We start from the raw sequence: 14,355 nt of genomic DNA on the forward strand, positions 1-14,355 counted from the left end.
AGCCGGGGTACCGGGGTGCTGGSGAGCCGGCCGAAGGCCGAGGCGAGCCGGGCCCGGTCCAGCGGACTGCCCAGCGGGCCCCGGGCGGTGGCCTGCCTGGCCGGGGTCTGCTGCGGATCGCCGAACCGGTGGCGACGCCCGGCGCTGTGCACCAGGACGCCCGGGGCGAGCAGGCTGAGCTCGAGCCGCTCCAGGTCGAGCACCCGGCCCGGCTCGGGGAAGTCGGTGTTCAGCAGCTGGCCGCCGTGGTCGAGGCGGAAGCCGTCCAGCTCCCGCCCGGCCGCCCGGCCGCCGATCCGTTCGGTGGCCTCCAGGACCTGCACGGTGAGGCCCCGGGCGGTCAGCGCGCGGGCGGTGGCCAGCCCGGCGAGTCCGGCCCCGACCACCACGACGTCCGGGTCGGACTGGCGGCGGGTACGGCGGGTGAAGTCATGTGCGGGCACGAGTGTGCTCCCTCCCTGGTCCCGGGGCTGCGGCCGGGCAGGCCGCAGGGTGCCGGGACACGGTCCGAGCATGTGATGCCCCGTCAATCCGCGGATCAGGCCGGGAGTCGGGCCTGAATCGGGAGGAGTGGGAACAGGCGACGGGGCACGGTCACGGACTGTGCGCCGGAAGAGCGTGTTCGACGGGTCGGCGGGCGCGTACGGTCACCGGAGGCGCGAGATGCGCCGGATACCTGCTGCCGTGCGCCCCCCTGCGCCTGCGCCTGCCCCGCGCCTGATCCCGCGCCCGCGCCTGCCGCCGCGCCGGGTCAGACCGCTGCCTGAACCGCCGCCTCCGCCGTCGGGTGCCGGAACCGGAAGCCGGCCGCCAACAGCCGCGCCGGGACCGCCCGGTGACTGCCCACCACCTCCACCGCCATCTCGCCGAGCACCGCCTTGAGCGCGAACTCCGGCACCGCGAAGACGGTCGGCCGGCCCATGGCGCGGCCGATCAGTTCGGTCAACTCGCCGTTGGTGACCGGCTCGGGGCCCGCCAGGTTGAACGGCCCGGACAGCTCCGGGGTGTCGATCAGGTAGCGCAGCGCGGCCACCTCGTCGGCGAGCGAGATCACGCTCCAGTACTGCTGCCCGTCGCCCAGCCGCCCGCCGAGCCCCAGCCGGAACAGCGGGAACAGCCGCCCGCCCGCGCCCCCCTTCGCGGAGAGCACCAGGCCGGTACGGGCGTGCGCCACCCGGACGCCCGCCAGCTCGGCCGGGCGGGTGGCAGCCTCCCACTCCACGCAGACCCGGGCCAGGAAGTCGTCCCCGGGCGGCGCCTGTTCGTCGATCACCTGATCCCCGGTCTGGCCGTAGAAGCCCACTGCCGAACCACTGACCAGTACCCGGGGCGGCTCCTTGAGCTCGGCCAGCGCGGCGGCCAGCGTCTCGGTGCCGAGCACCCGGCTGTCCCGGATCTCCTGCCGGTACGCCTCCGTCCAGCGCCGGTCACCGACCCCGGCCCCCGCCAGGTGTGCCACCGCCTCCACCCCGTGCAGCCCGGCCCGGTCGATCTGCAGCAGGTGCGGGTTCCACCCCACCCCGACGGTGCCGTCCGGCTGTACCCCGGTCCTTGACCGCTGCCGCACCAACCGCACCACCTCGTGCCCGTCCGCCAACAGCGAGCGGACAAGCGCCGAACCGATCAGACCTGTGGACCCAGTCACCGCGATACGCATGGCCCCATCCTGGCAGCCGAGCCCGCCCGGCGACCGATCGGGCCCGCCGGAACGGCCCGCCCAAAATGCCCCGGCAAGGCCGGCAGGTGGTCGCCTACGATGGCGGCCATGGGAGCGAACGGCGCAGCTGACCTGACGATACGTACCGCACGGCAGCAGGACGAGCCGGAGCTCGCCCGCCTCGACCGGGTCTCCTGGTCCTGGCTCAGCGACGTGGTCCCCCCGCCCGAGCCGGACGCCGAACTCTTCAGCGAGCGCCGCCCGCCCGAGCACTTTCTGCTTGCGGAGTCGGCCGGCCGGATCGTCGGATACATCCACCAGGGCCCCGCCACCCCGCTGGCCAGCAACGGCCACATCCGCCAGATCCAGGGCTTCGTGGTCGACCCCGAGGCCCGCGGCCGGGGCATCGGCCGAGCCCTGGTCGAGGCCGCCTGCGACCTGGCCCGCGCCGACGGCATCCGCCGGATCACCCTCCGGGTGCTCGCCCACAACGCCCCCGCCCGGCGTCTCTACGAGCGCTGCGGCTTCGAGGTGACCGGCATCCTGCCGGAGGAGTTCTGGCTGGACGGCGCGTACGTGGACGACGTCTGGATGGGCCGCCGGCTCTGAGGCCGGTCGACTGACGGACCGTCAAGTGCCAAGCGGCTGACGGGGCGAACGCGTGAACGGTACGGTACCGCCGTGACCTACTCGACGCCGCCCGGCTGGTACCCCGTGCTCGACCCGGGGCCGGACGGGGTTGCCCAGGAGCGCTGGTGGGACGGCGAGGCGTGGACCGCCGAGATCCGCCCGGTGGGAGGCGTGCCGGGCGCCAAGCCGAAGCGCGGGCTCAGGATCGGGCTGGTGATCGCGCTGGTGCTGGCGGTACTGGCCGGTGGAGCGGGCGTGCTGGTCTGGGCCACCCGGGGTGACGATCCGGTGCGTGTGCCGTCGGCTGCGCCACCGGTGGTGACGAGCAGTGCTTCCCCGAGCCAGAGCCCGAGCCCGACGCCCAGTCCCACCCCGACGCCGAGTCCGACCCCGACCCCGGCGCAGCCCAGCCGCGCCCCGCTGCCCTCCACCCGCTCGGTGCAGGAGCTGTCGCGCGGCTGGGAGGTACCGGTACCGGCCGGCTGGAGGATCGACGACCACAGCGACAAGGTGACCCTGCAGTTCTCCACCAAGCCGTACTCCTGCGACGTCGGCAGCGGCAGCTGCGTCCGGGCCAACTTCTCCGTGGTGGCCGAACGGGCCGACGGCGCCTCCGCCCAGGCGGTGGCCCGGGCGGAGATGGCCACCTATGCGCCGCTCCTGTACGGCGACCTCACCTCGACCCGCACCGTGGTCTCGGCCCCGGTGACGGTGGCGGGCGTGACCGGGCACGCCGAACGCTGGCGGGTGGACCCGGTGAAGGGCGTCCCCGGCTACGTGCTGGTGGTGGCGGTCCGGGCGGCCGGTGGCGGTTTCACCGTGCTGGTCGGCTCGGCGGACGAACACCCGGACGCGCCCTCGCCCGAACTGCTCGACCAACTGGTCGCCGCCATCCGCCCGCTGCCCGGCGGTACGGGCGGTGGCTCCGCCGGTACCGGGGTGTCGGTCTAGGCCGACGGGCCGTCAGCCCGCCGCCTTGGCCCGGCGGACGAACTCCGTGATCAGCGCCGGGTCCTTGACCCCGCGCCGCACTTCGACCCCGCTGGAGACGTCCACGCCCCACGGCCGGGCCACCGCGATCGCCTCGGCCACATTGGCCGGGGCGAGCCCGCCGGCCAGCATCCACGATCCGCTCGGCGGGTTGGCGCCCAGCTCGGACCAGTCCCACGGCTCGCCCGAACCGGGCACCGGCGAGTCCAGGATCAGCAGGTCCTCGCCGAAGTCGCCACAGACCGCTGCCGCCCCGGCCGCTGCCGAGGTGGCCCGGATCAGCTGCAGCCTGAGGTCCCGCAGTTCGGCGAAGGCGGCGGGCGGGTGGTCGCCGTGCAGCTGGACGGCACCGACCCCGGCCGCCGTCGCGGCCCGCCGGACCTCCGCCGACGGCTCCCGGCCGAACACCGCCACCGTCAGGACCCCGGCGGGCACCAGCTCGGCCAGCCGCCGGGCGGCCGCCGGGCTCTCGGTGAGCACGAAGCCGATCGCGTCGGCACCGGCCGCGACGGCCGCCGCGACGTCCTGCGCGGTGCTCAGACCGCAGATCTTGACGAACACTGTCCCGACGTCTCCCGCTTCGCTGGGCAAGAGGCCCGTACCCCTCGACCCGAGTACGGTACGCGCCCGTCGGCACCCGGGCACCACCTATGGCCCAAGCGGCACCCACGCCCGGCCACCGTAGGAACGGCCACCGCGCCGCCTGAGCCGGCGTCAGCCCCCGTACAGCTCCCAGAGCCGGGGGAACCGCTTCGCCATCTGCCCGGCGTCCTCGAAGTCGAAGCTGTCGCCCTCCGGCTGCCGGGGCTGCCGCGTCCCCAGGTCCGGCAGCGGCAGGCCGGTCAGCTGTTCGTGCGCCTCGTCGGCGGCGTAGCCGAGGTCCTCGGCTTCGCCGTCCTCCTCCTCGTCGAAGTCCGGCACCAGCTCGGCCAGGTCGTCCGGCTGGTGCAGCGCGCCCTCGAAGACCTCCCGGCCCTGGCCGATCAGCCAGCACCGGAAGAAGTCGAAGGTGTCCTCCGACGCGCCGTCCAGCATCAGGTACGCCGCCGCCCACAGGTCGTACCGGTAGGCGCGCTGGAACCGCGCCTCGAACAGCCGGGCGAAGTCCACCACGTCATCCGGCGTCAGCTGCGCCAGCCGCTCCACCAGTGCCTCGGCCTGGTCGTCCGGATCGCCCTCGGCCGCGTCCCTGGTCTCGTCGATCAGTTGCCAGAAGTCCGTCTCGTACATCACCGCTCCAGCATCGCCGCTCGACCGGTGTCCCGCACGTGATGTGGCCCGCGAAACGCGGAACCCCGCGCCGTCCGGGTGGACGACGCGGGGTTCCGTGAGCAGAACGCGGTGGAACCGACGCCCTTACAGGCCGAGCTCGACCTCGAACTCGCCGGCCTCGAGGATCTCCTTGACCGCGACCAGGAAGCGGGCGGCGTCGGCGCCGTCCACCAGGCGGTGGTCGTAGGAGAGCGACAGGTAGGTCATGTCACGGATGCCGATGACGGGGCTGCCGTCGACCTCGATGACGACCGGGCGCTTGACGGTGGCGCCGATGCCGAGGATGGCGGCCTGGTTCGGCGGCACGATCACGGTGTCGAACAGCGCACCGCGGGAGCCGGTGTTGCTGATGGTGAAGGTGGCGCCGGACAGCTCGTCCGGGCTGATCTTGTTGCCGCGGACCTTGCCGGCCAGCTCGGCGGTCTTCTTGGAGATACCGGCGAGGTTGAGGTCGCCCGCACCCTTGATGACCGGGGTCATCAGACCCTTCTCCGAGTCCACCGCGATACCGATGTTCTCGGAGTCGAAGTAGGTGATGGTGCCCTCGGACTCGTTGATCCGGGCGTTGACCACCGGGTGGCTCTTCAGCGCCTGGGCGGCGGCCTTGACGAAGAACGGCATGGGGGACAGCTTCACGCCCTCGCGGGCGAGGAAGGAGTCCTTGGCCTTGCCGCGCAGCTGCATGATCTTGGTGACGTCCACCTCGACCACGCTGGTCAGCTGGGCCTGCTCGTGCAGGGCCTTCATCATGTTGTCGCCGATGACCTTGCGCATCCGGGTCATCTTGACGGTCTGACCGCGCAGCGGGGACGCCACGGCGGCGGCCTTCGGTGCGGCGGCGGCCGGGACGACCTTCGCGGCCTCGGCGGCGGCGATCACGTCCTGCTTGCGGATGCGCCCGCCGACACCGGTGCCGGTGACGGCGGAGAGCACGACGCCCTGCTCGGCCGCGAGCTTGCGGACCAGCGGGGTGACGTAGGCGTCCGAGCCGTCGGCGGCCGGAGCAACCGGGGCAACCGGCGCAGCGGCGACCGGAGCCGGAGCGGCGACCGGGGCGGCAGCGGCCGGCGCAGCGGCCACGGGGGCCGGAGCGGCAACCGGAGCCGGAGCGGGGGCGGCGGCCGGGACCGGAGCCTCGACGACCGGGGCCGGAGCGGCAACCGGGGCCGGGGCGGCCGGAGCAGCGGCGGCGGCCGGAGCCGCACCCGCCGCACCGATCAGCGCGAGCTGGGCGCCGACCAGGGCGGTCTCGTCCTCGCCGACCAGGATCTTCACCAGCACACCGGCGACCGGCGACGGGATCTCGGTGTCGACCTTGTCCGTGGAGACCTCGAGCAGCGGCTCGTCGATCGCGACGGTCTCACCCTCGGCCTTCAGCCAGCGGGTGACGGTGCCCTCGGCGACCGACTCGCCCAGGGCGGGGAGCAGCACCGGGGTGGCGTCAGCGGCGGGGGCGGCAGCAGCCGGAGCGGCAGCCGGGGCCTCGGCCACGGGGGCCGGAGCGACCGGGGCGGCGGCCGGAGCCGGAGCACCGGAGCCGTCGTCGATGATGGCCAGCTCGGCGCCGACCGCGACCGTCTCGTCCTCGCCGACCTTGATCGAGGCCAGGATGCCCGAGGCGGGAGCCGGGATCTCGGTGTCGACCTTGTCGGTCGAGACCTCGAGCAGCGGCTCGTCGACCTCGACCCGGTCACCTTCGGCCTTCAGCCAGCGGGTGACGGTGCCTTCGGAAACGCTCTCGCCCAGTGCGGGCAGTGTTACTGAGACCGCCATGGTTTCAGCGACTCCTATCAAGTCTTGCGTACAGGAATGGGTGAACTGCCGGGACGAGCGCGATCAGTCGTGCGCGTGCAGTGCCTTGCCGGCCAGCGCCAGGTGCGCCTCGCCGAGCGCCTCGGACTGCGACGGGTGCGCGTGGATGAGCTGCGCGACCTCGGAGGGCAGCGCCTCCCAGTTGTAGATCAGCTGGGCTTCGCCGACCTGCTCACCCATGCGGGCGCCGACCATGTGGACACCCACCACGGCGCCGTCCTTGACCTGGACGAGCTTGATCTCGCCGGCGGTCTTGAGGATCTTGCTCTTGCCGTTGCCGGCCAGGTTGTACTTGAGCGTGACGACCTTGTCCTTGCCGTACAGCTCGACGGCCTTGGCCTCGGTGATGCCGACGGAGGCCACCTCCGGGTTGCAGTAGGTCACCCGCGGCACGCCGTCGTAGTCGATCGGCACGGCCTTGAGGCCGGCCAGCCGCTCGGCGACCAGGATGCCCTCGGCGAAGCCGACGTGGGCCAGCTGCAGGGTCGGGACCAGGTCGCCGACGGCCGAGATGCTCGGCACGTTGGTGCGCATGTACTCGTCGACCAGGACGTAGCCGCGGTCCATCGCGACCCCAGCCTCCTCGTAGCCGAGACCGGCCGAGACCGGGCCGCGGCCGATGGCGACCAGCAGCAGGTCGGCGTCGATCTGCTTGCCGTTCTCGGTGGAGACCCGCACACCGTCCTGGGTGTACTCGACACCGGAGAAGCGGGCCTTCAGCTCGAACTTGATGCCACGCTTGCGGAAGGCGCGCTCCAGCAGCTTGGAGGAGTTCTCGTCCTCCAACGGGGCCAGGTGCGGCAGGGCCTCGACGATGGTGACGTCGACGCCGAAGGACTTCCAGACCGAGGCGAACTCGACACCGATCACGCCGCCGCCGAGGATGACGGCCGACTTCGGGATCCGGTCGAGCTTGAGCGCGTGGTCCGAGGAGATCACGCGGTCGCCGTCGATGTTCAGGCCGGGGATCGACTTCGGCACCGAGCCGGTGGCGAGGACGATGTGACGGCCCTCGACCCGCTGGCCGTTGACGTCCACCGAGGTCTGCGAGGAGAGCCGGCCCTCGCCCTGGATGAAGGTGACCTTGCGGGAGGCCACCAGGCCCTGCAGGCCCTTGTACAGGCCGGCGATCACGTCGTCCTTGTACTTGTGGACGCCGTTGATGTCGATCCCCTGGAACGTGGCCAGGACGCCGAACTCGGCGGCTTCCTTGGTCTCGTCGGCGATCTCGGCCGCGTGCAGCAGGGCCTTGGTCGGGATGCAGCCGCGGTGCAGGCAGGTGCCGCCCAGCTCACCCTTCTCGATGAGTGCGACGCTCAGCCCGAGCTGCGCTGCACGGAGCGCCGCGGCGTAACCGCCGCTTCCGCCTCCGAGAATGACTACGTCGAAAACGGTGCTGGCGTCGTTCGCCACGTCACGTCCTCCATGCAAAGGGGTGCGGTTCGCCGGGCCGGTCGCGGTCCGGTAGGGCAGGGCGCCCTTGTAAGGCGCCCAGTCGTCCGGGAGTACATCCTCGCACTTGTTCGCGGCGGCTGGTGTCCGGGGCTGCCCCGGACAGCTCGGCCGGTTGCCAGGAGGGCTGCCGGATGTCCCGTACGTCAGGGTATATCCGCAGCTCACAGCGGTGCGACCAGCCGGGAGAGGGCCGGCCGGGCCGGTCGGCGGGCCGGGCTGTTCCACCGTACGGAACAAAGTTTCGCCCGCGGCGAACACGCGTTGTCAGAATCGGTCAGATCCACTACCGGCGGGTAACCGCAAAAAGCGGGGCCCGGCGCCACTCGGCGCCGGGCCCCGCTGGGGCTCAGAGAGCTCAGACCGCGCCGTTGGCGGCGGTGTCCTCGGCGAACCGGATCAGGGTGCGGATCGCGCTGCCGGTGCCACCACGCGGGGTGTAGCCGAACGGCCCGCCCTCGTGGAAGGCCGGGCCCGCGATGTCCAGGTGCGCCCAGTCGATGCCCTCGGCGACGAACTCCTTGAGGAACAGGCCGGCGACCAGGCCGCCACCCATCCGCTCACCCATGTTGGCGAGGTCGGCGATGGTGGTCTCGGTCATGCCCTTGCGCAGCTCGGCCGGCAGCGGCATCGGCCAGGACTGCTCGCCGGCCGCCTCGGCGGTGGCGTGCAGGCGGTCGCGCAGCTCGTCGGAGTTGGCCATCACGCCGAAGGTGCGGTTGCCCAGGGCGAGGACCATCGCGCCGGTCAGGGTGGCGACGTCGACGATCACGTCGGGCTGCTCCTCGCCGGCCCGGACGATCGCGTCGGCCAGCACCAGGCGGCCCTCGGCGTCGGTGTTCAGCACCTCGACGGTCTTGCCGCCGTACATCCGGAGCACGTCACCCGGGCGGGTGGCGGTGCCGGACGGCATGTTCTCGGCCAGCGCGAGCCAGGCGGTGATGTTGACCTGCAGGCCGAGGCGCTTGGCCGCGACCACGGTGGCGAACACGGCGGCGGCGCCGGCCATGTCGCACTTCATGGTCTCGTTGTGCCCGGCCGGCTTCAGCGAGATGCCGCCGGAGTCGTAGGTGATGCCCTTGCCGACCAGGGCGACGGTGGCCTTGGCCTTCGGGTGGGTGTACGCCACCTTCACCAGCCGCGGCGGGTTGGCCGAGCCGGTGCCGACACCGAGCAGGCCGCCGAAGCCGCCCTTGGCGAGCGCCTTCTCGTCCAGCACCTCGACCTTGAGGCTGTGCTCCTTGCCGGCCGCCAGGGCGATCGCGGCGAAGGACTTCGGGTTGAGGTCGTTCGGCGCGGTGTTGACCAGGTCGCGGGCGCGGTTGATCTCCTCGCCGATGGCGGCGGCGCGCTCGACGGCGGCCTTGGCGTCCTTGCTGCCCTTGCGCTCGGTCAGCACGGTCAGCTCGCCGACCGGGGCCTTGCCGTCACCGTTGCGGTAGGCGCTGTAGGAGTACGAGCCGAGCAGCGCGCCGAGCGCGACCGCCTCGATCTCCTCGGCGGAGCCGGCAGGCAGCGCCAGTGCGGCCTTCTTGGTGCCCGCGAGGGTGCGGGCGGCCACGCCGGCCGCCTTGCGCAGGGTCTCCAGCGAGTGGCCCTGCTCGGCCTCGCCGAGGCCGACCGCGAGCACGAGCGGAGCCTTGACACCTGCGGGAGCGGGAAGCTTGACCGCCTCGCCCTCGGCACCCGTCGCGCCCAGGGTGGCGAGCAGCTCGGCCAGCTTGCCGTCGAACGCCTCGGCCACGGCCTCCGAGCCGGACGCGAGCAGCAGGCCCTTCGGGCCCTTGGCCACGCCGATCACCAGGGCGTCCGCGCGCAGCGAGGCGGCGGAGGAGGTGCTCACAGACAGTGCAGTCACTAAACGAGTCCTGTTCTTTCGCGGTCCAAGCCAGGTGCGGCGCCGGTGCCGCACCGGCAACGACCCCGGCGTGCTCCGCAGGAACAGGGCGCAGGGTCACGGTGCTCACCGCATGGTAGTCCGCATGCTGGGATAAAGGCGCCGCACCCTACCCCTTGGATCAGGTCACGGTCGGTGCGACACCGCCGCCCGGTCCGGCCGCCGGAATCCGACGACGGGTCAGATGGTCGGTGGACTATCCTTCTCGGCCGGGGAGAGGGGGGCCGGTGTCGAACGCTGGACTGAGACACCAACTGCGCATGCAGTACACCGGGGTGGGGGATGCGCTCACGCTGCTGGCCGAGTTCCGGGCCGGCCTGGTGCTGGTGCCGCAGATCAGCCCTGGCGGTCCGGTGTGGACCGGAGACCAGGGCGGCGTGCGCTGGATCTACGCCTTCACCGACGAGGCCGAACTGGTGTCCTTCGCCACTGCCCGGGCTCACCAGGGCGGCGTACTGGACTACCTGACGGTCTACGGGGCGCGCCTGCTGGACGTCGGAGTGCCCGCGGTCGGGGTGCCCGCCGGGGTGGCACTGAACGTGGCGGGGAGCATGCCGATGCTCTTTCCGCCGGTCCGGGGCATCGTGCCGGACGCGGCGGCGGTGGACGGCCGGTGACCCAGTACGAAGTGGACCCGCAGGCGCTCAAGCTGGCCGCGGACGGGATCGACCACGCCATCGAGGAGTTGCGCACCCTCGGCATCGAGGAGGCCGCACTGGTGGGGCGGGGGTTCGGCGACATCAGCCTGACCGGGCTGGAGATCGGCCACCCCGAACTCCAGTCCGTCTTCGAGGAGTTCTGCGACCGCTGGTCCTGGGGCGTCCGGGCGCTGATCCAGGACGGCAACGAGATCGCCCGCCGGCTGCACCTCTCTGCCGGGATCTACCACGAGCAGGAGGAGTACGTCTCCGGCGCGGCCAAGGAGCTCACCAACGCGGCCCTGGGCAACCCGAACCTGACGGGTGACGACCTGGAGAAGATGTCCTGGGGCCAGGTGCTCGCGGACAACCCGTTCACCCAGGTCCGGGACGCGGACTTCTCGGCCGAGTCCTTCCAGCAGGCCCAGCTGCACTCGGCCTCGACCATGGCAGCCACCAAGGCGGATCTGCTCGAGAACCCCTTCCTGACCGGGCACGCAGCCGCCCTCGGCCTCGGCGACGAGCTCGCCGAGGAGAGCGCCGAGGCCAAGGGCAGAGCCGAACAACTCGGGCAGCAGGCCGAGCAGTTGAAGTCGAACGGTGGCCACTGATGAGCAACCTGTTCGAGCGGGTCATCGACGGCGGTAAGCGAGCCGTCGGCGAGACCGTCAACGCCGGCGCCCACCTGGTCGGCGACGGTCTCGACCTGGTCGGCCTGGACAGCGCGGCGCACGCCGTCGACAAGTGGGGCGACGGTGTTGCCGACAGTCTGGGCGCGCTGGTCGGCGAACTGAACCTCGGTCAGACCGACGATCCCAAGGAGCTGGTGCACGGCAACGTCGGCGCGATCAGCGAGGCAGCCAAGCACCTGCACAAGTTCCGGACGGCGTTCGACGAGACCGGCTCCGGCCTGACCCGGCTGGACGCCGACCACTGGAAGGGGCAGGCCGGGGACGCGTTCCGGGCCAAGTTCGGCCCGCAGCCCGGGTTCTGGCTGCTGGCCGCGGACGCCTGCGGCGCTGCGGCCACGGCGCTCGACAGCTACGCGCAGACCGTCGAGTGGGCCCAGCAGCAGGCCCGGCAGGCGATCGACACCTTCGAGGCGGCCCGGAAAGCCTCCCAGGAGGCCCGGGACGCCTTCAACCACCAGATCGACCAGTACAACGACGCGGTCAAGCACTACAACAAGGCCGCCGCCGAGGGTGCCGGTCCGACCCGGCCGACCGAGCCCGGAAACTTCCACGACCCGGGCGAGGCCGGTCTGAAACAGGCTCAGGAGCTGCTCCGGGACGCCCGGAAGCAGCGCGACAGCGCGGCCCGGACGGCAGCCCAGGCGGTCGCCGCCGCCACCGGCTCCGCGCCGCGCGAGCCGAGCTTCCTGGACCAGGTCGCCGCAGCCCACACCGACCTGGCCCAGGGCGTCGCGGTCGGCGGGCTCCACCTCCTGGGCGGGGTGGCCAAGGCGGGCGCCGACACGGTCAAGTTCGCCCGCGGCCTCAATCCGCAGGACCCGTACAACCTGACCCACCCCGCGCAGTACCAGGACCACGTCTTCAGCACCGCCATGGGTCTGACCCGCACGGCCAACCACCCGACCGAACTGGTCAAGTCCCTTGCCGGCTCCGGCTGGAGCTCCGACCCGGCGGAGGCGCTGGGCCGGGTGATCTTCGATACCGCGTCCGGTGTCGCCACCGGTGGCGGCAGTACGGCAGGCGTGGCCGCCAAGCGGGCCGCCGTGAACGCCCTGGAGCACTCCGCCGAACGCACCGTGCTGGGCGGGGCGGACGATTTCGCCCGACGAGCGGCCACCGACACCGCCCGCCACACCGACATCCCGCTGCCCGCCCAGGCGAGCCCGCCGGTCCGGCTGGAGGGATTCCCGGACGCGGCGTACCACCAACCGCCGACGCGACTGGAGGGCTTCCCGGATGCGGCGTATCAGCAGGCACCGCCAGCTCGGGTAGAGGGCTTTCCCGACGCGGCGTACCAGCACGCGCCCGAACCCGCCCCCGCTCACGCACCCGAACCGTCTGCGCCCGAGACCCCGCACACTCCGGAGTCGTCCGCACCGGAGACCCCGCACGTCTCTGAGCCGGATTCACCGACGACCCACCACGCCGAGTCGGAGAACAGCGCCGCGTCGCAGCCCGACACGGCGGCTGTTCCTGAGAGCACGTCACCCTCGGCGGCCGAGGCAACGGTCGAACCAGCGCCTGAGCGACGGGTGATGAAGGACTACCAGTTCCAGGACAAGCCCCCCGAGGAGGTGCAGCGCCTTGCTGAGATTGAACTCAAGCAGCACGCGCGGACCTTCAGCAGCGATGAGGACGCGCTGAAGTACGGGGCCGAACACTGGAACGACCACGTCGAAAACCTGCCGGAGTCACAGCGGGAAGCCTTGCGCGACTACACCCGCCAGGTCTCGGACGATGGTCCCACCTACAAGGAGATCAATGGTCAGCTTCGTGGCAGCGACGGCTTGACCCCCGAGGTCCAGAAGGCGGTCGGGGAGATCGACCAGGCGATTGCGAGCGCGAAGGTGCCGGAGGACGTGATCGTCAGCCGGGCTACCGACCTCCGCTTTCTCGGTGCGAAGCCGGAGGTCGGTGCGAGGTTCACCGAGGAGGGATACATGTCGACTTCGCTGGGTCGCCTGGCGGGCGCGTTCGACACCAAAGAGGCCTTCGTGCACCTCCGGGTCCCGGAGGGAACGCCAGGCCTGTGGGTGGAGAAGGTGGCGCATGGCGGCGGTGCCGAGCGCGAACTCCTGCTCGGCCGGGGGCTGGAGTGGAAGGTCAACCGGGTGTCCGACCCGCCGGGTGGCCCGGTCCATCTGTATGCCGAGATCGTGCTCAAGGGGGCTCTCTGATGAGTGGCGATGGATGGGACAGTCCGCGGCTGAGCGAGGATCTGTCCTTCACCCGGGTGGGTGGGCCGCCCAGGTACACCGAGCAGACCGACAAACCCGTTGAGTACGTGGCTGTCGCCGACAAGCTGGTCGGTGTGCTCGGTTGGGCGTGGGTCTGCGACGCCGACGATGCCGCCGGATTCGTGGAACGGGCGGCGGCCGGGTCGAACGCGCACGGCGCGAGTACCAGTTGGGACTCGTACACGCGGGAGGCGAAGGCTCGTGAGCTGCCTCCGTCGCACGCGTTGGCCGAGCTGATTGCCGGACAGCACGCCAGGGCGGGTCACCTGGCGGTGCCGGGCGAGCTCGCCCGTGCGACCAGCGTGGCCGTACTGGAGGAGCGTGCCACCCGGGGATGGCTGCTCCACCCTGAACCGGCCGACCCGCGCCGGCGTTCGGCAGAAGAACTGCGCGAGGAGTTCCTCCGCGAGGCTGCTGCGAACGCGGCCGGCAAGGCTGCCGGGCCGGTGGCGCCGTCGATCACACATGCACTGCGACTCCGGGCCCGCAAGCAGCCCGGTAGTTGGCTGGACGAGGTCGATCCCGCGTTCGGCCCTGCCGACGCCGTCCCGCTGTACGGCACGATCGGCAGTTGGCTGATCGACCATCAGGGAATGCCGGTGCGCTTTCGGCACAACCCCGCCTACAAGCCCAGCCCCCGCGCTCTGGGCATGCAGGAACCGGAGACCGTAGCGGAGGCGACGACGCAGCGGGTGGTGGCCGGTCACAGTAGCCAGCTTGAGCTTGAACTGGCCGTGCTGGAGGCTCCGCTCGCCGTTCGGATCGAACCGGAGGATCCCGGTGTGTATCTCGAAGCAGGACGGCACGGGCGGGCTGGGGTCTCCGCCTACACCTCTCCCCGGCTGGTGCCGCCGGACTGGCCGGAGCACCGGTTCATGACCGGCCGTCAGATCGCTGCCCAAGTCCCGGGCCTGGTGCTGATCATCAATCCGGGCACCGAGGCCACCGCCAAGGTCTCGCTCCGCCAGTTGCGCTGGCTCGATTTCGATCCGGCGATCCGAGCGGCACACGAGGCTGAATTCGCCGAAACCATGCGCTGGCTGGAGGACGGATGACCGCTCGTCAGGCGCCGGGCGGC

At 71.9% G+C, this 14,355-nt stretch carries 12 protein-coding genes and 1 pseudogene; 6 read left to right on the forward strand and 7 right to left on the reverse strand.

Annotated features, from left to right (window positions below):
• Both ASC99_RS40580 and ASC99_RS17125 read right to left on the reverse strand, forming a co-directional pair.
• Positions 1-515 (reverse strand): annotated as a pseudogene (locus ASC99_RS40580) (FAD-dependent oxidoreductase); the annotation flags it as partial.
• A gap of 236 nt (positions 516-751) precedes the next feature.
• The gene (locus ASC99_RS17125; RefSeq protein ID WP_057232970.1) at positions 752-1,657 is read right to left on the reverse strand and encodes a TIGR01777 family oxidoreductase; all 906 of its coding nucleotides are present in this window, start codon (positions 1,655-1,657) and stop codon (positions 752-754) included.
• Between the two features lie 108 nt (positions 1,658-1,765).
• Here ASC99_RS17125 and ASC99_RS17130 point away from each other — a divergent pair, with 108 nt between their 5' ends.
• Both ASC99_RS17130 and ASC99_RS17135 read left to right on the forward strand, forming a co-directional pair.
• Positions 1,766-2,266 (forward strand): GNAT family N-acetyltransferase, encoded by a 501-nt coding sequence (locus ASC99_RS17130; RefSeq protein ID WP_057233091.1) that lies wholly within the window; start codon positions 1,766-1,768, stop codon positions 2,264-2,266.
• Between the two features lie 72 nt (positions 2,267-2,338).
• Positions 2,339-3,238 (forward strand): DUF2510 domain-containing protein, encoded by a 900-nt coding sequence (locus ASC99_RS17135; RefSeq protein ID WP_057232971.1) that lies wholly within the window; start codon positions 2,339-2,341, stop codon positions 3,236-3,238.
• 12 nt (positions 3,239-3,250) lie between these two features.
• Here the strand turns inward: ASC99_RS17135 and ASC99_RS17140 are convergent, their stop codons facing one another.
• From ASC99_RS17140 to ASC99_RS17160, 5 genes are all read right to left on the reverse strand, one after another.
• Positions 3,251-3,838 (reverse strand): phosphoribosylanthranilate isomerase, encoded by a 588-nt coding sequence (locus ASC99_RS17140; RefSeq protein WP_057232972.1) that lies wholly within the window; start codon positions 3,836-3,838, stop codon positions 3,251-3,253.
• Positions 3,839-3,991: 153 nt separating this feature from the next.
• A complete protein-coding gene (locus ASC99_RS17145) occupies positions 3,992-4,507 on the reverse strand; it encodes a DUF4240 domain-containing protein (protein WP_057232973.1) in 516 nt (171 codons plus the stop codon).
• 126 nt (positions 4,508-4,633) lie between these two features.
• On the reverse strand, positions 4,634-6,322 hold the full coding sequence (gene sucB / locus ASC99_RS17150; protein WP_057232974.1) for a 2-oxoglutarate dehydrogenase, E2 component, dihydrolipoamide succinyltransferase: 1,689 nt from the start codon (positions 6,320-6,322) through the stop codon (positions 4,634-4,636).
• 63 nt (positions 6,323-6,385) lie between these two features.
• Positions 6,386-7,774 carry a dihydrolipoyl dehydrogenase gene (gene lpdA / locus ASC99_RS17155; RefSeq protein ID WP_057232975.1) on the reverse strand — a complete coding sequence of 463 codons (1,389 nt, stop codon included), beginning with the start codon at positions 7,772-7,774 and terminating at the stop codon, positions 6,386-6,388.
• A 397-nt stretch (positions 7,775-8,171) separates the two neighbouring features.
• On the reverse strand, positions 8,172-9,671 hold the full coding sequence (locus ASC99_RS17160; RefSeq protein WP_057232976.1) for a leucyl aminopeptidase: 1,500 nt from the start codon (positions 9,669-9,671) through the stop codon (positions 8,172-8,174).
• A gap of 299 nt (positions 9,672-9,970) precedes the next feature.
• Between ASC99_RS17160 and ASC99_RS17165 the strand changes: the two genes are divergently transcribed.
• The 4 genes from ASC99_RS17165 to ASC99_RS17180 all read left to right on the forward strand — a co-directional run bounded on the left by ASC99_RS17165 (position 9,971) and on the right by ASC99_RS17180 (position 14,332).
• Positions 9,971-10,327, forward strand: a complete 357-nt coding sequence (locus ASC99_RS17165) for an SseB family protein (RefSeq protein WP_057232977.1) — start codon at positions 9,971-9,973, stop codon at positions 10,325-10,327.
• Positions 10,324-10,959 (forward strand): hypothetical protein, encoded by a 636-nt coding sequence (locus ASC99_RS17170; RefSeq protein WP_057232978.1) that lies wholly within the window; start codon positions 10,324-10,326, stop codon positions 10,957-10,959. Before ASC99_RS17165 ends, ASC99_RS17170 begins: the two co-directional genes overlap by 4 nt.
• Positions 10,959-13,217, forward strand: coding sequence for a putative T7SS-secreted protein (locus ASC99_RS17175; RefSeq protein ID WP_057232979.1), 2,259 nt, complete (start codon positions 10,959-10,961; stop codon positions 13,215-13,217). The genes ASC99_RS17170 and ASC99_RS17175 overlap by 1 nt, the downstream gene beginning before the upstream one ends.
• A gap of 182 nt (positions 13,218-13,399) precedes the next feature.
• Positions 13,400-14,332, forward strand: coding sequence for a type VII secretion system-associated protein (locus tag ASC99_RS17180; protein WP_235583050.1), 933 nt, complete (start codon positions 13,400-13,402; stop codon positions 14,330-14,332).
• The last annotated feature ends 23 nt before the right edge of the window (positions 14,333-14,355 follow it).

Source organism: Kitasatospora sp. Root107, from assembly GCF_001424875.1.
Lineage (GTDB): Bacteria > Actinomycetota > Actinomycetes > Streptomycetales > Streptomycetaceae > Kitasatospora.